This is a genomic window from Streptomyces sp. ITFR-6, assembly GCF_031844725.1.
Classification (GTDB): domain Bacteria; phylum Actinomycetota; class Actinomycetes; order Streptomycetales; family Streptomycetaceae; genus Streptomyces.
The window spans coordinates 3,020,142-3,040,766 of record NZ_CP134612.1; the positions used below are offsets into that span (position 1 = coordinate 3,020,142).

A 20,625-nucleotide genomic window follows, 5' to 3' on the forward strand; every position below is an offset into this window, starting at 1 on the left:
CTACGCGCGTAGCGCTTCCGAATCGTTGGCCACCTGTTCACAGGTGGCGTACCGGGGCCGGTGACCCCCGTCGCGGGGGTACGTGAATCGGGGCCCGGGTGAGCGGTGGAAGCCGCTCCCCCGGGCCCCGATCGACGGGCTGGATCAGGTCGTGGACTTGACCTTGATGGTGCCGTCGACGATCTTCTTCTTCGCGGCGTCCAGCTGGGTCTGGATGTCCTTGAGGTGGTCACCCGTGGGGGTCAGGCTGACGCCGCCCTTGGCCAGGGAGTACGTCGTCGTGCCGGTCACCGGCTTGCCGTCCTTGACGGACTTGACCAGGTCGAAGACACCGGCGTCGACGTTCTTGACGACCGAGGTCAGGATCGTGTCCTTGTACTTCGCCAGCGCCGGGTCCTTGGCCTGGTCGGAGTCGACACCGATGGACCAGGCGCCCTTCTTGCCCGCGACGGCCTCGATCGAACCGGCACCCGAGCCGCCCGCGGCGGCGAAGATGACGTCGATGCCCTTGTCGAGCATGCCCTTGGCGGCTTCCTTGCCCTTGTCGGGGCTGCCGAAGCCGGACAGGTCGGAACCGGTGGACAGGTACTGGATCTGCACCGTGGCCTTGGGCTTGGTGTCCGTGACGCCCTGCCGGAAGCCGGCGGCGAACTTCTTGATCAGCGGGAGGTCCACACCGCCGATGAAGCCGACCTTGCCGTCCTTGGACTTCAGCGCGGCCGCGACTCCGGCGAGGTAGGAGCCCTGCTCCTCGGTGAAGACGATCGAGTTGACGTTCTTCACGTCGGACACCGAGTCGACCAGGCCGAAGTTGACCTTCGGGTACTTGGGGGCGATCTTGTCGACCGCTTCCTTGTACGCGAAGCCGATCGCGATGACCGGGTTGTAGCCGCCCTCGGCGAGCGACTGGAGACGCTGGTCGCGGTCGGCCGAGCTCTCGCCGGTCTTGGCGGTGAGCTCCTTGGTCTCGGCGCCGAACTCGGCCTTGGCCTTGTCCAGTCCGCGGGCCGCGGAGTCGTTGAACGAGTTGTCACCCCGGCCGCCCACGTCGTAGGCCATGCCGATCTTCATCTTGCCGTCGGAGCTGCTGGACTCGTCGGACGAGCTGCCGCACGCGGTGGCAGTGAGGGCGAGCGCCGCGGCAATGGCACACGCGGCGGTGATCTTGGATACCGGGCGCAAGGGAAGGCTCCTTCAAACCTGACCGAAGCGCCTCTTCCGGCGCTGGTTTCGCGGTGATCGTAACGCGCGTAGATGTCAGATAAAGCCCTGTACGGAAGCCGTTATCGGATCGTCGCGAACCGGGGGTGACCTGTCCGGTTACAGATGATTGCCATCGAGCAACGCAGCGGCGGTGAAGAGCTCCACACCCACGGTGATCGCCTCCTCGTCCGCGTCGAAATTACCCCGGTGCAGGTCCAGACCGCGGGGGTCGCCGGGCGTACGTACGCCGAGCCGTGCCATCGCGCCCGGCACGTGCTCCAGGTACCAGGAGAAATCCTCCCCGCCCAGGCTCTGTTCGGTGTCCTCGATCGCATACGATCCGCGGCGGGCGGTCATGGCGCCGGTGAGCAGATCGATCGCGTCGGCGTCGTTCACCACGGGCGGCACCCCCCTGATGTAGTTGATCACCGTCTTGGCCCGGTGCATTCCGGCCACCTCGTCGATGGCCGCGTGCACCAGGTCGGGGGCGTCCCGCCAGGCCGCCAGATCGAGGCAGCGAACCGTGCCGGAGAGCTCGGCGTGTTGCGGGATCACATTGCAGGCGTGCCCGGTCTCCAGCCGCCCCCAGGTCAGCGCGAGCCCGGCCCGCGCGTCGACCCGGCGGGCCAGCAGCGCGGGGACGTCCGTGGCCACCCTGGCCGCGGCGGTGACCAGGTCGGTGGTCAGGTGCGGGCGGGCGGTGTGGCCGCCGGGCCCGTCCAGGGACAGCTCCAGCCGGTCGCAGGCGGAGGTGATCGCCCCGACCCGCAGCCCGATCCGCCCCACGTCGACCTTCGGGTCGCAGTGCACCCCGACGATCCGGCCGACGCCCTCCAGCACCCCGGAGTCGATCGCGTCGGGCGCCCCGCCGGGCAGCACCTCCTCGGCCGGCTGGAAGATCAGCCGCACCGGGTTGGGCAGCAGCCCCTGCCGGTCGAGCCCGGCGAGCACGAGGCCGGCGCCGAGCACGGTGGTGGTGTGGATGTCGTGCCCGCAGGCGTGCGCCCGGTCGGGCACGGTGGAGCGGTACGGGACGCCCGTCTTGGTGTCCGGGATCGGCAGCGCGTCGATATCGGCCCGCAGCGCCAGCATCGGCCGGGTGTCCCCGCTCCTGGTCCCCACGTCGCACATGAGCCCGGTCCCCGAGGCGAGCACCCGCGGCTTGAGGCCGGCCAGCTCCAGCCGGGCCTTGATGGCCGCGGTGGTACGGAACTCCTGGTTGCCGAGCTCGGGGTGCATGTGCAGGTCACGCCGGAAGGCGATCAGTTCGGCGCGCAGCGCTTCGGGCAACGCGCCGGGCAGGTCCTCTCCTGCGGGCGGCCGGACTTCACAGAGGCGGGACGTCGAGTGGCTCACTGGTGAAGGGTAAGGCCCTTCCCCTGCCAACTGACCATGAAACAAGAAAACTTCAGCCACATAGACGAATAAATGACTGGAGCACGGCGTGTGAGCCGATGCCGGGATGGGTACACTCGCGCGCTTCGCCTCACTTCATGCGACCGCCGCGCCGCAGTGCGCGGGTGCACCAGCCGATGATCGCCGCGTTGACCCCCGCCCCTAGAGCGATGGCGGCGATGAACATGACGGTGCCGTCCGGCAACACGAGGAACACGAGGCCGCGGGGGCGGTGGCAAGGACCGGGATGACGCCGGCCATGGACTCGCCCGAGCTGTCGACGGCGGTCACCACCAGCGCCCACACGAGCAGGACGGCACAGGCACCGAGGTAGACGAGGCCGACGTGGGACGGATCGGCCGGGACCGGGATCGGGGCCGGGACCGGGGCCGGTACGGGGCATGGGGATGGACTCCTTCGTTGCGCCTCGGTGGTCAGAGGTGGGTACCGGGCGGACGGGGCGAGTACGCTCTCGCCTGCCGCCACCTCCCGGATGCCCTGCAGCAGCCGGGCGGGGAGTACGTCCTTGAGCAGGAAGCCAGAGGCGCCGGCGCGCAGCGCGTCGAAGACGTACGCGTCGAGGTCGAAGGTGGTCAGGACGAGGACACGGGGTGCGTTCTCCCGTCCGGTGATGATGCGGGTGGCGGCGATGCCGTCCAGTTCGGGCATGCGTACGTCCATGACGACCACGTCGGGCGCCAGCTCTTCGGCCAGCCGCACCGCGGCGGCGCCGTCGGCGGCCTCGCCGACGACCGTCATGTCCTCCTCGGCGTCGATCACGGCGGCGAACCCCGCCCGTACGATGCCCTGGTCGTCGACGACCAGCACGTTGAGGCTCATCGATGTCTCTCCTCGTCGTCCGGCGTGACAGTGAGTGGCAGCCGGAGGCGGACCGTCCCCCGCGGGCCGGTGGTCAGGGTGCCGCCGACCGCCGCGACCCGCGTGGTCAGCCGTTCCCGTACGTCGGGCTCTGCGGCGCGGGGCACCCCCGTGGCCGTGAGCGTCAGCGTCTCGTTCTCCACGTCGAGTGCGAGCATCGTAGGCTGCTCGCCGCCGGCCGCGAGCACCGTCTCGGCGGCGCGGTAGGCGGCCAGGTCGACGGCGGTGGGCAGTCGTTCCGGTACCCGGTCGGTCAGCCGTATCTCGATGTCGCGGCCGGTGGCACGGAGTTGGTGGGCGAGCAGGTCGAGCGCCTGGAGGGTGGGCTGCGGCCGCAGTCCGGGCCCCGTCTCGCCGTCCCGGACGGTGTCGAGCAGGGCACGCATCGCGGCCAGGGCCTCGCGGGCGCGGGTCGCCGTCGCGTCGAGCCGGCCCGCCTCCGCCTCTGTGACCATGTCGGCGGTGCGGGCCAATACCGTGGTTTCGAGACCGGCGGCGATGCGGCGGCGCTCGGTCCACGCGTCGCGGACGGCCTCCTCGGTCCAGCCGGCGAGGCGTTCGTCGTGGGCGCGGCGATCGGCCTGCCGGCGCCGGGTGCGGTGGCGTCCGGTCAGGTGAGCCGCGGTGCCTGTGAGGGCCGCGCCGACCGCGGTTCCCGCGATGACCGTCCAGGTGGGAGCGGCCGTACCCCGGTCAAGAACCGCGGTGGTGGCGGCACCGGCGTGCGCGAGCACCGCGAGGAGAATGGCCGTGACGTGGCCGTGGGCGGCTCCGCGCCCCTTCCGGGGCGTCGCGGTGCGGGCCGGTTCCATCGCGAGGGCCGCGCACGTGGCCGGCAGGCTCAGCGCGGGCGGGAGGAGGACCGGGCCGCTGTAGTTCCCCAGCTCCATCGCCACCGGCCACAACAGCGCCAGCCCCAGCAGCATCCCGTACGCCGTACGCGGAACCCGCCGCCACCACCTGCGCCACTCGGTAGGTCCTGGGCGCCGACGGCTCCACCGTCGTGGCCGTCCGGCCCGGCAGTGCCGCCCGTACCTCCCAGCCGCCGGCCGCCGTCGGACCGCTGTGCACCGTGCCGCCCGCCTCCCGGGCCCGGGAGCTCAGGAAGCCCTGCCCGCGGCCGCCGCCGAGCCCGGCACCGTACGCCACCGCACCGGCCGGCGGGGGCGTGCTCGTGACGACGACGTCGGTGCGGGTGTCGCCGTACCGGCACAGCACCCACGTATGCGCGCCGGGGGCATACCGTGCCACGTTGGTCAGCGCCTCGCGCACGATGCCGTACGCCGCGTCCGCGACGGCGCCGTCCGGCAGGGGGTCGATCTCGCAGTCCACCCGCTGGTCCAGGCGCCGGAACCCCGCGACCAGGTCCAGCAGCCGTTCCCGTGGCGACGGCACGCTCCCCCGGGAGGGCGCCGGTGCTCGTACCGCGCCGAGCGCGCGGGTGACCTCGTGGCCGGTCCCGACCGCGAACTCCAGCGCCTTCTACGCCAGTTCGGGGCGGCGGTCGCGCAGGCCGAGGGCGGCCCCCGCCGTGCCCACCACGGCCGTCAGATGGTGGGCGCTGACGTCGTGCAACTCGCGTTCCATGCGCCGTCGTTCGACTGCCGGAAGCCGGTGGCGCTCGGACTCGGCCCGCATCAGGAGTTGTTCGGCCGCTCGCCGTGCGCGACGGGTTCGCCGTACGAGCAGTCCGGCGCCGCACACGGCGGCGTACAGCAGAGCGGTCAGGACGAGGTCGAGCCCGTCGCGGTCGCTGAGCCCGTGCAGGCTGATGCCCTGGAGGAGCTGCCAGGCGGCAAGCGCCACCACGCACAGCACGGCGGTGAAGGCGTCGTCTTCGGTCGCCACGGTGAAGAGAGCCAGCGCGACACCCGCGGTGCCGAGCACCGCCATCGCCCCGGCGGGCAGCGGCCCGGCCCCCAGCGCGCAGGCGGCGGCGACCACGACCAGGGTGGCCACCGGGCGGGTACGGCGCAGAGCGAGCGCGGCCGTCACCACTCCGGCGACCAGGGCCGCCGCGAGCAGGCCGGACGCGGGCGGGACGGCTCCGCGCACCAGCGGCACCCCGGGCCACACCAGGGCCTGGGCGCAGGTCAGCAGGACCGGGAACAGCCGGTCGTCGGTTCGGTTCATGTCGGATCAAGGCTATGGCCGCAGGTGAGGGGCCCGACTCCGGCTGGAGGGGGATTCCGGCCTCTTACCTGGGTTGCAGAGTCTCTATCCGTGGTTCGACGCGCCAATCGTCCCTCAGCGCGAGGACGGCGCCGGGCCCCCGGCCCTGGGCTCGATCACATCGAGAACGCGGTCGGCCACCGCTTCCGCGACCGGTTCCGAGTCCGGTTGCGAAGTCCGGTTCCGAAGTCCGGTTCCGAAGTCCGGTTCCACCAGCGGTTCTTCCACGCTCTTGTGCGTATCCAACCCAACTCTCCAACACATCAAGGGGATCTCCCATGTCCAAGCGCGTTCTCTTCTCGTCGCTCATCGGTGCCGTCGCCATCGGCGCGGTGGCAGCCGGCGGCAGCGCGGGCTCGTTCAGCTACACCGTGGACGTGAGCGACGACTCGGGCGTCCGAGGCCTCAAGGTCTTGGTCCGGACCGCGAGTTCGAAGCTCGATCCGATCGAGGCGGAGCTTCGCTCGGTGGAGAGCGCCACGTGCCGGAGCACCTCGGACGAGACCGCTCGCTGCGCCTACACGGTGAAGGTCACGAAGCGCGAGGCGGCCGGCCTGGCCAAGGGCACCTGGTACGTCTCGGCACTGGCGACGGCCGAGGACGGGGACACGACATTCGTGCCCCACGCCGCTACGTTCGCCGTCACACGCTGACATACCGGTCGAACCGCCGTTCGGTGAGACGCCGTGAGGCCAAGACCCGTGCGGACTCCGCCTCACGCCTCCCTGACCACCGCCGTAGCCCGCCAGGGCGCCAGTCGCTGGACGTCGCGGGCCGTCTCCGTGACGCCCGTGAGGAAGCCCTGGGCCCGCGGTGACGCCGTATCGCGCAGCCACTCCGGGGCGATGTCGCAGACCGCGACCTTCACGTCGGTGCCGACCAGGGCCAGCGGGAGGGTGTGGACCACCGTGGAGGGGAAGCTCAGGACCGTGCGGCCGATCGGGCCGCGGCGGGCGATGAGTTCCAGCGGGAGATCGGGGCGGACGATCTCCAGGCCGGTGGCGGCCTCCAGGGCGTGCAGCTTCTCGGTGGACTCGCGGCGGTGCGCGAAGTAGCGGGTGGCACCGTGGGTGCGGGCCAGCTCCGCGACCGCTTCCAGGTACTGGGCGCGGTCGACGACACCGGTCTCCACCAGGGAGGTGCCGACCAGGTCCGCGCCCTTGGTGAGCAGCGGCGGGCCGAAGCGGGAGCGGGTCCAGGAGAAGGTGTTCGGGATGAGGGTGATGCCGGGCGGCGGGATCACCGGCATGGCGGTGAAGAGCTCGACCTCGCGGGCCGCCGACGGGGTGAAGCGGCGGCGCGCGGTGGCGGTGACCGGGGCCAGCGCCAGATCGCGGGGGCTGGATCCGCCGCGCCGGTGCCAGCGGGTGAGGCGTTCGCCGCGGGTGAGCTGGGCGACGAACTCCATGGTGGCGGTGCCGTCGTCGACCACGGTGAGGCGGCGGGGCCGGACCAGGGTGAGCAGCAGCTGTACGTAGCGGGAGAACGGGTCCCCGATGACGATGTGGTCGGCGTTGCGGACGAGCCTGGTCAGGGCGCGCAGCGACTTCAGGGGGGTGCCCGAGTCGCCGCGCGCCTCCTGCCAGCGCACGGTGACGCCCTCGTCGCGGGCCAGCTCCGCCATCCGGCGCAGCTGACCGCGCGACATCGGGTCGACCGGAGGGAGGACGACGACGGTGACGTCCGCGAGGACGCGGCCGCCGCCTCCCTCTGTGTAGGCCCACTCCAGGACGTTCAGGAGCTGGACCGGGCTCTCGACGAAGGCGAGGTTCACCGGTCGGCCCGTCAGACCGTGAGCGGCTCGGCGGCCTGGGCCGTCTCACCGCTCTCCGCGACGACACCCGGGACCCGGCGGAGCTTCTTCATCGGGCCGAGCTCCGACTCGTACACCTTCTTGACGCCGTCGCCGAGGGAGGCCTCGATGGTGCGGATGTCGCGGACCAGGCGGGACAGGCCCTGCGGCTCTACGGAGGCGGCCTGGTCGGAGCCCCACATGGCGCGGTCGAGGGTGATGTGGCGCTCGACGAACGCGGCGCCGAGCGCGACGGCGGCCAGCGTGGTCTGGAGGCCCGTCTCGTGGCCGCTGTAGCCGATCGGGACGTTGGGGTACTCCTGCTGGAGGGTGTTGATGACCCGCAGGTTGAGCTCCTCCGCCTTCGCCGGGTACGTCGAAGTGGCGTGGCAGAGCAGGATGTTGCCGGAGCCGAGCACCTCGACCGCGTGGCGGATCTGGCGCGGGGTCGACATGCCGGTGGAGAGGATCACCGTGCGGCCCGTGGCGCGCAGCGAGCGCAGCAGCTCGTCGTCGGTGAGGGAGGCGGAGGCCACCTTGTGGGCGGGGACGTCGAACTTCTCCAGGAACGCGACGGCCTCGGTGTCCCACGGGGAGGCGAACCAGTCGATGCCGCGCTCGGCGCAGTGCTCGGAGATGGCGCGGTACTCGGTCTCGCCGAACTCGACGCGGTGGCGGTAGTCGATGTACGTCATCCGGCCCCAGGGGGTGTCGCGCTCGATGTCCCACTGGTCGCGCGGGGTGCAGATCTCCGGGGTGCGCTTCTGGAACTTGACGGCGTCGCAGCCGGCTTCCGCGGCCACGTCGATCAGCGCGAGGGCGTTGTCGAGGTCGCCGTTGTGGTTGATGCCGATCTCACCCGTGACGTAGACGGGGTTGCCGGGGCCCGCGGTGCGGGTGCCGAGGGTGCGCAGTCGGGAGGTGCTCATGAGGGTGTTCCTTACTTACTTGGTGGGGGTGGAGGTGGTGGGGGTGGAAGTGGTGAGGGTGGGGCCCAGCAGCCAGGCCGCGATCTCGCGGATGGCGCCGGAGCCGCCGGGGGCGGTCGTCACGGCGCGCGCCGCGGCGCGTACCGAGTCGTGGGCGCTCGCGACGGCGACGGGCCAGCCGGCGAGGGCGAAGCAGGGGAGGTCGTTGACGTCGTTGCCGACGTACAGGACGCGTTCGGGGGCGATGGACCGCTCGTCGCACCACTGCTTGAGCGCGAGGTCCTTGCGGTCGATGCCGTGCAGGACGGGGACGCGGAGCTTGTGGGCGCGGGCGGCGACGACCGGGTTCTGTTCCGTGGAGAGGATCAGCAGCGGCAGGCCCGCCTTGCGCAGGGCCGCGATGCCGAGTCCGTCGCCCCGGTGGACGGCGACCGTTTCGCGGCCGTCGGCGTCGATGAGGACCCGGTCGTCGGTCTGGGTGCCGTCGAAGTCGAGGACGACCGCGTCGATGTCCTCGCGGGTGGGCAGCGGCGCCGGGTCCAGCAGCGGGGCGAGCGCGCGGGCGCGGGCCAGGTCGTGCGGGTCGTCGATCTCCAGTACGCGGGCCGGGTCGGTGCGCACCAGTGCGGTGTGGCCGAAGAAGCGGTGCCGGTGGGTGCGGAAGCCGGTCGCGTCCATCGCGTAGGCGGCGCCGGTTTCGAGGAGGTCCTCGGGGCGGTCCTGGCGGCGCGGGCGGACCGACTTGTCGTGGTTGACGCCGTAGTTGTGGTCCTCGACCGCGCTGCCGTCGCGCCACAGGAAGCCGTGGAACGGGGCGACGGTGACGGCCGAGTCGGCGCCTTCGCGGGCGACGGAGGCGGCGACGCCGTCGATGTCCTCGCGGGTGACGAAGGGGCTGGTGCACTGGACGAGGAGGACGACGTCCACGCTGCGGTCGTACGTGGTCTCGTAGCTGTCCATCGCGTGCAGCACGGCGGCCTCGCTGGTCGCGGTGTCCCCGGCGATGGCCTCGGGGCGCTGGACGCAGTGCAGGCGGGCGGTCTCGCCGAGCGCTTCGGCTGCGGCGCGGGCGGCCTCTGCGACGGCGGGGGCGTCGGTCGTCACGACGACGTCCGTCACCTCGGCCGAGGCCAGGCAGGCGCGGACCGCGCGGACGACCAGCGGTACGCCGCCGACCTGGGCGAGGTTCTTGGCCGGTACGCCCTTGGATCCGCCGCGGGCGGGGATCACCGCGAGCACGGTGGGCCGTGCGGTGGGCTGCGTCATCGCTGCTCCAGTGGGTGTCGTGGTGGTGGTGGTGTTCACAGCTCGCCCATCCGCCGGATGACCGGGGCGACCCGCTGGACGCCGTGCCGGTAGGCGCCCCGGGCGGCGTCCCGTACCGCCTCGCGGACCGCTCCCCTGACCCGGCCGCCCTCCCCGGTCGCGGTGGCGCCCGGCAGCGGGTGGCCGTCGGGGGCCAGGTGGTGGCGGGCGAGGATGCCGGGGAGGTATCCGGGTGCGGTGGCGGGCGTGTAGTAGGGCGTGAGGGCGGGCAGCCGGTCCCGCTTCGCGAGCAGGGCGGTGACCCGGGCCCGTGCGGTGTCGTAAACGTTCCCGTAGCCGCCGTCGGCCGCGACGCCCTGGCCGGACAGCCAGCCGGCGTCGGGTTCCGGGTGGGCGCCGCCGTCCAGGTGGTCCCAGGAGGTGAGCAGCCCGGAGCCGATGAAGTGGTGGTTGCCGAGCATCTCGCGCACCCCGAGGTCGGTGAGGACGGCGGTGGGGATGCGCCGGTGCAGGGATTCCAGGGCGGCGGTCGAGGAGACGGTGACCAGCAGGTCGGTGCGGTCCAGCACCTCGCCCATGTGCCCGTACACCAGGCGGAAGTTGGGCGGGAGTCCGCCGGGCAGCCGCTCGGCGAGCCGCTGGTACGGGAGTTCCTCGATGTGCGTGGTGTGCTCGCCGGGCTTGGAGCGCAGCTTGAGGAGCACCTCGCGCTTCGGGTGCAGCCTGGCGTGCTCGACGAGCCTGCGCAGCAGGTACGTACGGTCGGCGCGGGAGGCCGGTACGGAGGGCTGGGCGGCGAACACGACGGTGTCGCGGCCCGGTTCCGGGCGGTGCGGCTCGCCGCCGAGGAAGGGCAGGGCGGCCTCCGTGACGGCGGAGGCGTCGGCGCCCACTCCCTCGTACACCGCGCGGAAACGCTCCGCGTCGTGGCGGGAGTTGGCGAGGACGATGTCGGCGCCGTGCCGCAGCAGCAGTCCGTCCGCGAGCTTCTCGTAGACGACGCCGACATAGCCGGTGACGACGACGGGCCTGGCGGGCAGTCGCAGTGCGGCGAGGCCGTGCAGCATCGCCTGGACGGCGCCGCCGACCAGCGCGAGGACCACCAGGTCGTAGCCCTCGTCCCGCACGGTCCGCAGGAACTCGGCGGCCGTCACCTCGCGGACCCGGCCGGGGTCGATGCCGACGTCCCCGACCTCGGCCAGCTGGCGCGGCGTCGGGGTGGCCCGGCCGCGCAGCAGCAGTCCGCTGATCTCCGCCCGGGGCGCGTCCGCGCGGCCGTCGCCCGAGGTCAGCCGGCGCGCGGTGAGCGCACCCCACTTCCATCGGGTGTCGGAGTCCGCGAGCACGGCGACCCGGAGCGCCGGGGGCGGGGCGCCTGCGGATTCCGGTTCTGCCGGCGAAGCCGAATTGCTTTTACTGGGGGGCACGTCCTAGAAGGTAGGAAGGTCCGGGGGTGCGCAGCCCAACGTGACAGCAACAAAGGGTTAACAGCCCGCCGACGATTACCCAACCCGCCGCCCGGCTGCTTGAACGGGCCGGAAACGCACCCCTGGATGCTTACCGGTTCATCATTTCGACGGGCGCCGTTCACCTCGCGTCCGTACGACCGCAAGGGCGAATGCCCGGCCCGGAACTAGCGTGACGCGGGTGGTTAAGCTCTCGGTCATCGTGCCGTTCTACAACGTGCAGACATACGCCCCCGACACCCTGAGAAGCCTGCGGGCGAACGCCCGCGAGGACTTCGAGTTCATTCTCGTCGACGACTGTTCGACCGACGGGACCGCGGACATGCTGCGCCGCGCCCAGGAGGAGATCCCGGGGGTGGTCGTCCGCAGTCACCAGCAGAACGGCGGACTGGCCACCGCCCGGAACACCGGTCTGGACGCGGCCCGCGGCGAGTACCTCGCCTTCCTGGACGGCGACGACTGGCTGGCCCCCGGTCACTACGCCGAGCTGCTGGCCAGGACCGAGGCGCTGGGCTGCGATTTCGTCCGCACCGACCATGTCCAGGCCGATGGCAGGGCCCGTACCGTGCAGCGCGTCCCGCACGGTCCCAGGAACGTGGTGTCGGCGCCCAGGGACGCGATCCTGCCCGCCGGGCGCTCCACCTCGGTCGACTACGCGTACGCCTGGGCGGGCCTCTACCACCGCAGGCTGCTGGACCGGGGGCTGCTGCACTTCACGGACGGGCTGCGCACGGCGGAGGACCGGCCGTGGATCTGGCGGCTGCACCGGGAAGCGGATTCCTTCGCGGTGCTCGGGCTTCTCGGAATCTTCTACCGCCGCGGCATCGCCTCGTCGCTCACCCAGATCGGTGACATGCGCCAGCTCGATTTCATTCGCTCGTTCGACCAGGTCATAAGGGAAACCGCGGCGGACCGTGACGCGGCGGAACTCCTGCCGAAAGCGGTCCGCAACTATTGCGCGATCATTTCCCATCACATGGGTTCGATCGAAAGGTTCGAGCCGGCCGTGGCGCGCGCCCTGAAAACGATGAGCGCCGGCGCACTGGGGCGAATGCCGCAGGATGTGCTGGACGCGGCGATCGATTCGATGGACGTCAAACGGGCGACCCTGCTGCGCCGGCTGCGGCGGCGGTCCGCCGCGAAGGAGGTGGCGGCCGCGTGAGCAGCAGCCGGGAACGTACGACGCAGATCTTCTTCGCCTCCACCCTCTACGGCACGGCCACGCTCGCCGCCGCCCTGGACGCGGGGCTCTTCGAGGACGCCGGGCGCCGCGTCCTGCTCGTCTCGAACAACGCGGCGATCCCGGAGACGGCGACCGCCCTCGACGCGATGCCCGGGTTCGACGTGCTGCGCGGCCGGTTCGACGACGTCGTGTCGTGGAACGCGACGATCGCCCCGCACCACCCGGGCGCCTGGTCGCCGCGCCCGGACGACGTACCGCTGTGGGAACGGCATCTGCGGCTCGCCTGGGGGCTGGGCGACGACGCCGTCGAGCTCGCCGTGGAGTCGGTCCAGGTCGACCCGGCGATGGCGGTGGCCCAGATCTTCACCGGCGTACCGGTCGATGTGTACGCGGACGGGCTGATGAGCTACGGGCCGACCCGGAACAAGATCGACCCGCTGGTCGGCACCCGGGTGCGGCGGCTGCTCCATCTCGACCTGGTGCCGGGGCTGCGGCCGCTGCTGCTCACGGAGTTCGGCGTGGAGCCGGGGATCGTGCCGACCGACGCATTCCTCAAGGTGCTCGGCGAGCTGGGCGACGCGCCGGACGTGGCGGCGGGTGTGCCGTCCGTCGAGGCGCCCGCGCTGCTGCTCGGCCAGTACCTCTCCGCGCTCGGCCTGATCAGTGCGGCCGAGGAGGAGGAGCTGCATCTGCGGATGATGCGCGGCGCGGTCCGGCTCGGTCACTCCCGGCTGGTGTTCAAACCGCATCCGACGGCCCCGGCGCAGTGGTCGCGCGGGATGGCGGCGGAGGCGGCGAGACTCGGCGCCGAGCTGACCGTGCTGGACGCGGGGGTGCTGACCGCGCCGGTCCTGGCCGAGGTGCTGTACCGGCGGATGCGGCCCGCGCTGGTCGTCGGCTGCTTCTCGACGGCGCTGCTCACGGCGTCCGCGTTCTACGGGCTGCCGGTGGCCCGGGTCGGTACGGAGACCCTGCTGGAGCGGCTGACGCCGTTCGAGAACAGCAACCGGATCCCGGTCACGCTGGTGGACGCGCTGGTGCCGGACCTGGAGGCCCCCGCCCCGGTCCCGGCCGGTCCCGCGGTGGCGCCGGACGGGCTGAACGACCTGGTGCGGGCGGTCGGCTTCGCCATGCAGCCGAAGATCTATCCGGGGCTCCGGCCGGTCGCGGAGCGGTATCTCGCCGCCCGTCCGGCGGCCGCGACCCGGCGCTACTTCAAGCGCAGGCGGCTGACCGCGCTCGCGCTGCCGGGCGGGGTGCCGCAGCAGCTCGGGTTCCTGCCGCGCAGTGCGGCGGTGCGCCGGGTGGCGCGGCGCGCCAAGGCGCTGCGGCCGGGTGCCCGGCGGTAGGAGCGACGTGAGGGGCGGGGCGCCCGGCGCCCCGCCCCTCGCCCGTCCTGGCGTCGGACGCGTACGCCCGCCTGGATCAGCTGGAGGTCTGCGGCGTTCGCCTCCGTGACCTTCCACAGTTCCTGCTGGCGCCCGTGCACATCAGCCACCGCCGCCACGTGGTCGTCCAGCAGCCCGGCCGCCCGCTCCACCAGCCGCGCCCCGAGGTGCCGGTCGTGGACGGAGATGCCCCACTCGGGCCGCTCGATGTCGGCCAGGAAGTACGCCATCTTCGGGTGCGAGATCAGGCTGATGACCGGGGTGCCGCAGCCGAACGGGATCATGCCCGCGTGCCCGCGCATCCCGATGACCAGCTTGGTGCGTGCGTAGGTGTCCCGGATCGCGTCGTTGCCGAAGTCGTACATCGGGATCACCGGCAGCGAGATGCCGTGCTCGCGCCGCAGGTCGAACGCGATGCGCTCGTCGTCCAGCGAGTGGGCGACGCACTTGACCTCGGCGTAGCTGCCGAGCCCCTTCACGGCGGTGGCCATCTCGGCGAGGAAGTGCCCGTAGTCGTGGCCGAAGCGGAGCCCGGCGCGGTCGTACGCGGCGTTGATGAGCACGGTGTTCCCGCGCTCTGCGGGATCGGTCCAGCCGTCGACCAGCTGTCGGGTGACGGTGGTCGGGCAGGGCTGGAAGCGGACCTTGTCGTGCAGCGAGGCGGGCAGCAGCTCGCGCACCTTCGCGATCGAGCCGTGGTTGCGGAGCCCGAAGAACGCGGAGTGCTCCACCAGCTTGCGCAGTGACGAGAGGAACCGCTCCCGGCCGTGCCCGTAGGCCTGGCCGTCGAAGGCGTTGAAGCCGACCGCGTACACCATGACGGGGACGTCGATCCGCTCCAGCAGCGCGTCGGGGACGTTCCACTGCCAGCCGCTGTTGCCGTTCGGCGCGGTGTCCGGGATGAACAGGCCGCCGCCGCCGATGACCAGTCCCCGCCGGGCGTTGACCCGTTCCAGCGAGGCTTCGTCGAAAAGCCGGTGGGCGTGGACGGAGTGCCAGCGGGCCGGTCCGGTGTCGCGGCCGAAGGCGAGGCGGACGCTCTCCGGGAGGAGCTTGTCCCCGGCGTTTCCCTGCCGGTCCATGTAGAAGGCGACGTGCGCCAGTTGGTCGTCGGGCGCGCCTTCTGCGGGGGCCTCGGCGTCCCGGGTGCGCTTGTACATCAGCCGGTTCGCCCGGTGGGTGGGGTCGACGCCGAGACCGTCGAGGGCGTACCGCGCCGCGCTGGTGTCGTCGCCGTGGATCCAGGCGATCTGGGCGAGCCGTGCGAAGGCGGTCGCGGCCCGGTTGGGGGCGGCGGCGGCCAGCAGGAGCTGGGCGCGGGCCTCCTCGTAGCGGGAGACGCTCATCAGCGCGTGGCCGAGCACCTCGTGCGGCCAGGCCTCGTCCACCGGGATGCGGACCGAACCGAGGAGTTCGGCCGCCTCCTGGTACTCACCGGCGACGATGTGCGCGGTCGCGACCCGGCGGGCGCTGTCGGGGTCTGCGGTGCGGCGGACGTGCGGGGTGCCGTAGTGCACCAGCAGGTCGTGGTGCTTGGCGCCGGGCCGGGCCAGGTAGGCGGCGTGGAACTCGGCGTCCGACAGCTCGAACTCGCGCTGGATGACCAGCAGCCCGCTGTTGAGCTTGTGCTGCCCGTAGAAGAACTGCGGGACGGCGGCGAGTCCCTCGCGCAGCCGCAGCAGTTCGTCCAGCGCGCCGAGGACCACCATGTCGGTGTCCAGCGTGATCACGGTGTCGTAGTCGCGCACCCGGAACACGTCCAGGATGAAGTAGGCCTTGCGCACCAGGTAGTTGTCCTGGTCGCCCTTGGCGTACGAGTCGTAGTGCGCGGCGTCGACCCGGCGGAAGTCGACGCGCGGGTGCAGCTCCCGGATCCGGGCGACGGAGGCGGGGCGCAGCCCGTCGTGCAGGACGATGAAGTCCTCGCAGACGCCCGGGTCGGACAGGGCGAGGCTGCGCAGCAGGGTGAGGAAGCCGGGCAGGTAGTTCTCGTCCACGAAGCTCGCGAAGGCGACCCGGCGCTTGCCGGTGAGCGCGTTGGCGGGCGCGGGCTCTACGGGGGCTCCGGCAGGGGGCGTTGTCGTCATCGCAGTAAGATCCTCGTATCGGTGACGCTCTGGGCGCGTTCCATGACCCACGCCTTTTCGCTGGTGTACTCGTGCACGGAGGTGGTGGGCATCTTCATCGCGGCGGGCAGCCGGTAGGCGCCGCTCTCGTAGAAGTCGAAGCCGATCAGGTCCAGTCGCGGGCTGACGTCCAGGTGGTCGAGCAGCCAGAGCATGTTGAAGCCGCTGGTGGGGATGGACGGCCAGACGTCCGTGGTGACCTTGCCGATGTCGCGCAGCGGCCAGCGCAGCGACTCGTCGCCCAGGTACCGCTGGGCGCCCGGCACCAGCCGAGCGCGCAGGGAGTGCTTCCAGTCGCCCGCGAGCCCGCCGAAGACCAGCCGGGTGTGGACCCGCTGGTCCCAGTTGAAGCCGTGTTTGTGGATGCTGGCGTGGATGTCGGTGCGGCTGCCGGTGGCGGCCGGGTCCATCCGGTACGAGTTGAAGCGGACGACCAGGTCGTACGCGTCGATCTCCCCGCCCAGCGAACCGGTGCCGACCCGCTGGGAGTTGGCGATCAGACAGATCGACTTCCCCGCGATCTGGTTGCGGAACTCACCGAGCGTGATCCACTCGACCCCGCCGAAGGTGGGGTCCGCCACCGGTCCGCGCATCCGGCTCCGGCGCTGTCCGGCGTAGAGCGCGATCAGCTCGGTGAGGTGGGCGGGGTCGCCGTTGCAGATTCCGTTGCCGTTGCCGTTGCCGATTCCGTTTCCCTTGCGCGGCGTGGCGCCGCTGCCCGGTGCGCCGTCGGCCTCCAGGGCGAGGCCCAGGTAGTGGGCCAGGGCCTCCTGGATCTCCGGTACGGGTGCGCCGGACCGGTCCTGGGCCAGCAGGGCGCCGATCAGCCGGGACCGCGCCCGGTTCCAGTCGCCGCGCGCGTGCAGGGCGAGGCCCTCGGCCCAGGTGTCGGTGGCCGGTCCCCCGGCGAAGCCCGTCGCCTCCGGGCAGTCCCGTTCCAGCATCCGCAGCAGCTCGCCCTGGCTCTCCATGGCGGCGTGGGTGGCCAGCAGGTTGCGCAGGGCCTCCGCGAGCGCCGTGCGCCGCCGGTCGAGACCGGCGACCAGCTTCCCGCTGTGGGCGGCGCAGGCGCGCAGGCAGGTCTCCAGCTCCGTCGGACGGACGGCGGCGAGGGAGGACGCGGGGCCCTCCGACGGGAGCGGGGCCTCCGCGTCGCGCTGCCGTGGCCAACGGGTGCGGGCTTTCGTCATGGCGTTCCAAAGCGTCTGATGCCCGTGGGGGGAAGGGGCGTGGGGCGGGGAGACGGATGTTCGTCAACCGTTCGGGGTTCCGTGGCACGGTAGGAAACCTGGGCGGCCGCCGGGTGAACTCACCCTGTCGGCGCGGAGAACGGCTGCCCCTGCCGTCCGGCCCCGGTGACCCGGCGGGGACCGGTGCGTGAAGGGCGGCGGACCATCAGGTGAACCGCCTTTTCCCGCACGGGATTTCACGATGTTCGATGACATATTCGAGCCACCATGAGGACTCCGCCGATTCTCCGATCGCCGCGCGCCACGGCCGTCGCCCTGGCCGCCGTACTCACCGTCGTCACCGTCTGCGTGGGCGACGCGGTGGCCCGCAGCTACCCGTTCGGCCCGCGCACGCGCAGCGTGAACGACCTGGGCAACCAGTTCGTACCGTTCCACGCCCACCTCTGGGACCTGCTGCACGGCAAGGGGGACGGCGGGCTGCTGCTGAACTGGCAGTCCGGCTTCGGCACCAGCTTCCTGCCCGATCTCGTTACGTATCTGAGCAGCCCGTTCGCCCTGCTCGTCGGGGTGTTCCCGAGGGACCGCATCGACCTGGCCGTCTACGTGGTCACCCTGGTGAAGACGGGCGTCGCGGCGGCGGCGATGACGTGGCTGCTCACCGCGTTGCGCCGGGGGGCGCGGCCGGGAGTGGGCGGCGGCCGTGCTCGGCGCCTCGTACGCGCTGTGCGGCTGGTCGGTCGCGGAGGCGGCGTACAACCCGATGTGGCTGGACGGGCTGATCGCCTTCCCGCTGCTGTGCCTGGCCGGTGAGTGGGCGCGGACCGCGCGGCGGCCGGTGCTGGGGACGCTCCTGGTGACGCTCGCCTGGGTGTCCAACTTCTACACCGCGTACATGGCCACGCTCGGCGCCGCGCTGGTGCTGGTGGTGCGGCTGCTGCTGGAGGACAGGGAGTCGCGGGAGGGGAAGCGGGAGCGGGTGCGGGGGCTGGTGCGCGCGGTACGGACGGTGCTGATCGGCATCGGCCTGGCCGCGCCGGTCCTGCTGCCGGTCTTCCTCGGCACCAAGCACGCCTACCTGGGCTGGACGCGGGAGTTCGCCCCGGCCGCCTGGCCCGATGCGGCGGCCGGGCTGCTGCCGGCCACGTACGGATTCTTCAGCCCGGCGGTCTTCCTGGGCACGGGCGCCCTGCTGCTCGCCTGCGTGCTCGCGTTCCACCGGGGCGTGCCGCGCGCCGAGCGGTGGGTGTGGCCGGGGCTGGTGGCGGCGGTCGCGCTGTCCATGCAGTGGGGGCCGACCCATCTGCTCTGGCACGCCTTCGCGACGCCGAACGGCAGCCCGTTCCGGCAGACGTTCGTGTTCTCCGGCATCGTGGTGATCGCCGCCTGGACGTCGGTCGCCCGGGGCTGGCCGGACCGGCGGGCGCTGCTGGCCGGTGGCGGGGTGCTGGTGCTGATCGCGGCGGCGGCCGCGCCCAGCGCGCTGGTCACCCGGTGGACGTATCCGCTGTTCGCCGCGGGCCTGGTGGCGGCGCTCTGTGCCCTCGCGCTGGTGCGCGGCGGCAGGTTCCTCGCGCTGGCGGCGCTGCTGCTGGTGGGGGCGCAGGCCGGGCAGGCCGCCGCCACCACGGCGTACGCCGACCGGCAGCGGCTGAAGCAGCTCGACGACTACGCGCCCTGGGGCGAGCGCCAGCGCCTCCAGGCCGATGCGGTGGCGGGCGCCGACGGCTGGCCGCGCTACCGCACGGATCCGGGTCTGGAACAGAGCACCGCCAACGACCCGCTGACGGTCGGCGGCCAGGGCGGGGCGTACTACAGCAGCCATACGCCGGACGTGACGACCCGCACCTTCCTCTCGCTCGGCGGCGGCTTCACCTCGCGCGGCCGGGCCCTTCAGAGCCTGGACAACCCGGTGACCGACGCGGTGTTCTCGGTCGGCGCCCGGGTCCATGTGCCGCGCGATCCGCACCAGGTCTGGAACCGCCCGGACGACCGGCCGACGACGGTGACCCGGCGCGACGTCCCGCCGCTGGTGACGGTACGGCCGTCCGCCGGGCCCGCCGTGCCCTTCGGGCGTTCGCCGTTCCGGAACCAGGAGGAGCTGCTCGGCGCCCCGGTGTACACGCTGCCGCGGACCGTGCTGCGCGCCGCGGACGGGGTGGCGGCCACGGACCGGAACGCGTACGCGTACGCGTACGAGGTGCGGTCCGGCACGTACACCCTGAGTGCGAGCTGCCCGGCCGGCAGCGAGGTGTTCCTGTGGGCGCCCGATCTGTTCGGCACCGCGCGGCTGGGCGGTGGAGGTGAACCGGCCGATCTGCGGGGCGACCTGCCCGCCCGCCGGGCCGGGATGCTGCCGCTGGGGCCCGGTGCGGGCCGGATCGCCGTGACGTTGCGGGCGGAGCGGGACGGGACCGTTCCGCACGAGGCCGTCGGCTGCCTGGATCCGGGGCGCCTCGCCGCCGCGGTGGCGGGGCTGAGGCGCACGGGGGCGACGCGGGTCACGGTCTCCGGCAGCGGTGTGCACGCCGAACTCCCGCCGGGCACCGAGGGGGTGGCCGTGCTGGCCGCGCCCAGGATCGCGGGCTGGAGCTGCGACGGGCGCCCGGCCGGCTCGTACCTCGGGCTCGTCGCGGCGCCGGTGGGCGGCGGCCGGACGGCGGTGGACTGCTCGTTCCGGCCGCCGGGGCTGCGCGCCGGGACGCTCACCGGGGCCGCCGCACTGGTGGCGCTGCTGGTGACGGCGTTCGGCCCGGCGGCGCTGACCCGGATACGCCGGCGCAGGCGCGGCTGAGGGCTGTGCCATGGACGCGGCTGAGGCTGTCCCGCAGGCGCGGCCCTGGCTGTCCCGCAGGCGCGGCCCTGGCTGTCCCGCTGGCGCGGCCCTGGCTGCCCCGTAGCCACGGCCAGGGCTGTCGGGCTGGTGGCCGGGGCCCTCAGCCTCCCCCGTACCGCGCCTCGATGCCCGCGATGATCAGCCGCAGGCCGTCCTCGAAGCGTTCGTCGTAGTTGGCGAAGATCTCGGAGCCGGCCGCCGCGGCGAGCGGGTAGCGGGCCAGCCGTTCGGCGCGTTCGGCGACGTCGAAGCCCTCCCGCCGCTGGTCCGGCATCGGGCGCACGCCCTGCTCCTCGCTGACGAAGCCCATCGTGTAGGAGTACGCGGTGGTGCCCGCCCGGACCGCCTGCCACAGCTCGAAGCCCGCGTCGACCATGGTGCGCAGATGCCCTTCGAGCCCGTCTGCGTGGTCGGTGCCGGTGAACTGCGCGCCCCCGTAGACCTTCGCCCCGTCGCGGTAGCGCAGCAGGCCGCGGCGGAGCCCGCTGTTGTACGCGACGAGCTGGTCCTGCCAGCCCTGCGGCGCCGGACCCGGCAGGTCCTCTTCCAGCATCCGGCGGTACATCACGGTCGCCATCTCGTCGAGCAGCGCCTGCTTGTCCTTGAAGTGCCAGTACAGCGCGGGCGCCTTGACGTCCAGCTCCCGGGCGATGGCACGCAGGGTGAGCCCGTCCAGGCCCACCTCGTTCAGCAGCCGCAGCGCCGTGTCGGCCACCCGGGACCGGTCGATCTTCGTCGTACCCACCCGGTCAAGTTAACAGCCCCCGCCTTGACAACTTAACAACGTTAAGCGCAGACTCCCG

14 protein-coding genes and 2 pseudogenes are annotated in these 20,625 nt (G+C 72.5%); 4 read left to right on the top strand and 12 right to left on the bottom strand.

The annotated features are described in order from the left end of the window. Positions 1 to 144: 144 nt before the first annotated feature. The 5 genes from RLT59_RS13400 to RLT59_RS13420 form a co-directional block, all read right to left on the bottom strand. Positions 145 to 1,182 carry a BMP family lipoprotein gene (locus RLT59_RS13400; protein ID WP_311303621.1) on the bottom strand — a complete coding sequence of 346 codons (1,038 nt, stop codon included), beginning with the start codon at positions 1,180 to 1,182 and terminating at the stop codon, positions 145 to 147. A 138-nt stretch (positions 1,183 to 1,320) separates the two neighbouring features. After that, the gene (locus tag RLT59_RS13405; RefSeq protein ID WP_311303622.1) at positions 1,321 to 2,559 is read right to left on the bottom strand and encodes an amidohydrolase; all 1,239 of its coding nucleotides are present in this window, start codon (positions 2,557 to 2,559) and stop codon (positions 1,321 to 1,323) included. A gap of 201 nt (positions 2,560 to 2,760) precedes the next feature. Beyond that, positions 2,761 to 3,438 carry a response regulator gene (locus tag RLT59_RS13410; RefSeq protein WP_311303623.1) on the bottom strand — a complete coding sequence of 226 codons (678 nt, stop codon included), beginning with the start codon at positions 3,436 to 3,438 and terminating at the stop codon, positions 2,761 to 2,763. Further along, positions 3,435 to 4,403, bottom strand: a complete 969-nt coding sequence (locus RLT59_RS13415; RefSeq protein WP_311303624.1) for a sensor histidine kinase — start codon at positions 4,401 to 4,403, stop codon at positions 3,435 to 3,437. Before RLT59_RS13415 ends, RLT59_RS13410 begins: the two co-directional genes overlap by 4 nt. A gap of 556 nt (positions 4,404 to 4,959) precedes the next feature. Continuing rightward, positions 4,960 to 5,610, bottom strand: coding sequence for a histidine kinase (locus RLT59_RS13420; protein WP_311303625.1), 651 nt, complete (start codon positions 5,608 to 5,610; stop codon positions 4,960 to 4,962). 317 nt (positions 5,611 to 5,927) lie between these two features. Here RLT59_RS13420 and RLT59_RS13425 point away from each other — a divergent pair, with 317 nt between their 5' ends. Then, positions 5,928 to 6,302 carry a DUF5707 domain-containing protein gene (locus tag RLT59_RS13425; RefSeq protein ID WP_311303626.1) on the top strand — a complete coding sequence of 125 codons (375 nt, stop codon included), beginning with the start codon at positions 5,928 to 5,930 and terminating at the stop codon, positions 6,300 to 6,302. 62 nt (positions 6,303 to 6,364) lie between these two features. Here the strand turns inward: RLT59_RS13425 and RLT59_RS13430 are convergent, their stop codons facing one another. From RLT59_RS13430 to RLT59_RS13445, 4 genes are read right to left on the bottom strand one after another with little or no spacing between them, the layout of a single operon-like run. Continuing rightward, on the bottom strand, positions 6,365 to 7,423 hold the full coding sequence (locus RLT59_RS13430) for a hypothetical protein (RefSeq protein WP_311303627.1): 1,059 nt from the start codon (positions 7,421 to 7,423) through the stop codon (positions 6,365 to 6,367). Between the two features lie 11 nt (positions 7,424 to 7,434). Then, positions 7,435 to 8,370 (bottom strand): N-acetylneuraminate synthase family protein, encoded by a 936-nt coding sequence (locus RLT59_RS13435; RefSeq protein ID WP_311303628.1) that lies wholly within the window; start codon positions 8,368 to 8,370, stop codon positions 7,435 to 7,437. 15 nt (positions 8,371 to 8,385) lie between these two features. Then, positions 8,386 to 9,636 (bottom strand): cytidylyltransferase domain-containing protein, encoded by a 1,251-nt coding sequence (locus RLT59_RS13440; protein ID WP_311303629.1) that lies wholly within the window; start codon positions 9,634 to 9,636, stop codon positions 8,386 to 8,388. Positions 9,637 to 9,671: 35 nt separating this feature from the next. After that, the gene (locus RLT59_RS13445) at positions 9,672 to 11,063 is read right to left on the bottom strand and encodes a DUF6716 putative glycosyltransferase (RefSeq protein ID WP_311303630.1); all 1,392 of its coding nucleotides are present in this window, start codon (positions 11,061 to 11,063) and stop codon (positions 9,672 to 9,674) included. A gap of 220 nt (positions 11,064 to 11,283) precedes the next feature. Here RLT59_RS13445 and RLT59_RS13450 point away from each other — a divergent pair, with 220 nt between their 5' ends. Beyond that, on the top strand, positions 11,284 to 12,264 hold the full coding sequence (locus tag RLT59_RS13450) for a glycosyltransferase family 2 protein (protein WP_311307715.1): 981 nt from the start codon (positions 11,284 to 11,286) through the stop codon (positions 12,262 to 12,264). Continuing rightward, entirely contained in the window at positions 12,261 to 13,634 is a 1,374-nt protein-coding gene (locus tag RLT59_RS13455; RefSeq protein ID WP_399125365.1) for a polysialyltransferase family glycosyltransferase, read from the top strand. The genes RLT59_RS13450 and RLT59_RS13455 overlap by 4 nt, the downstream gene beginning before the upstream one ends. A 68-nt stretch (positions 13,635 to 13,702) precedes the next feature. Here RLT59_RS13455 and RLT59_RS13460 read toward each other — a convergent pair. Both RLT59_RS13460 and RLT59_RS13465 read right to left on the bottom strand, forming a co-directional pair. Beyond that, a pseudogene (locus RLT59_RS13460) lies at positions 13,703 to 15,760 on the bottom strand (polysaccharide pyruvyl transferase family protein); the annotation flags it as partial. Next, a complete protein-coding gene (locus RLT59_RS13465) occupies positions 15,757 to 16,989 on the bottom strand; it encodes a hypothetical protein (RefSeq protein WP_311303632.1) in 1,233 nt (410 codons plus the stop codon). The pseudogene RLT59_RS13460 and the gene RLT59_RS13465, both read right to left, overlap by 4 nt. A gap of 267 nt (positions 16,990 to 17,256) precedes the next feature. On the opposite strand from RLT59_RS13465, the pseudogene RLT59_RS13470 reads away from it, so the two are divergent. Next, a pseudogene (locus RLT59_RS13470) lies at positions 17,257 to 19,780 on the top strand (YfhO family protein). 142 nt (positions 19,781 to 19,922) lie between these two features. On the opposite strand, the gene RLT59_RS13475 reads toward RLT59_RS13470, so the two are convergent. Continuing rightward, positions 19,923 to 20,567 (bottom strand): TetR/AcrR family transcriptional regulator C-terminal domain-containing protein, encoded by a 645-nt coding sequence (locus RLT59_RS13475; RefSeq protein ID WP_311303633.1) that lies wholly within the window; start codon positions 20,565 to 20,567, stop codon positions 19,923 to 19,925. Positions 20,568 to 20,625 lie beyond the last annotated feature (58 nt).

Excerpts from the sequence above, each read along its gene's own strand:
- RLT59_RS13410 (WP_311303623.1), bottom strand. The coding sequence starts at position 3,438 with ATGAGCCTCAACGTGCTGGTCGTCGACGACCAGGGCATCGTACGGGCG.
- RLT59_RS13415 (WP_311303624.1), bottom strand. The coding sequence starts at position 4,403 with ATGCTGCTGGGGCTGGCGCTGTTGTGGCCGGTGGCGATGGAGCTGGGG.
- RLT59_RS13420 (WP_311303625.1), bottom strand. The coding sequence starts at position 5,610 with ATGAACCGAACCGACGACCGGCTGTTCCCGGTCCTGCTGACCTGCGCC.
- RLT59_RS13425 (WP_311303626.1), top strand. The coding sequence starts at position 5,928 with ATGTCCAAGCGCGTTCTCTTCTCGTCGCTCATCGGTGCCGTCGCCATC.
- RLT59_RS13435 (WP_311303628.1), bottom strand. The coding sequence starts at position 8,370 with ATGAGCACCTCCCGACTGCGCACCCTCGGCACCCGCACCGCGGGCCCC.
- RLT59_RS13440 (WP_311303629.1), bottom strand. The coding sequence starts at position 9,636 with ATGACGCAGCCCACCGCACGGCCCACCGTGCTCGCGGTGATCCCCGCC.
- RLT59_RS13465 (WP_311303632.1), bottom strand. The coding sequence starts at position 16,989 with ATGACGAAAGCCCGCACCCGTTGGCCACGGCAGCGCGACGCGGAGGCC.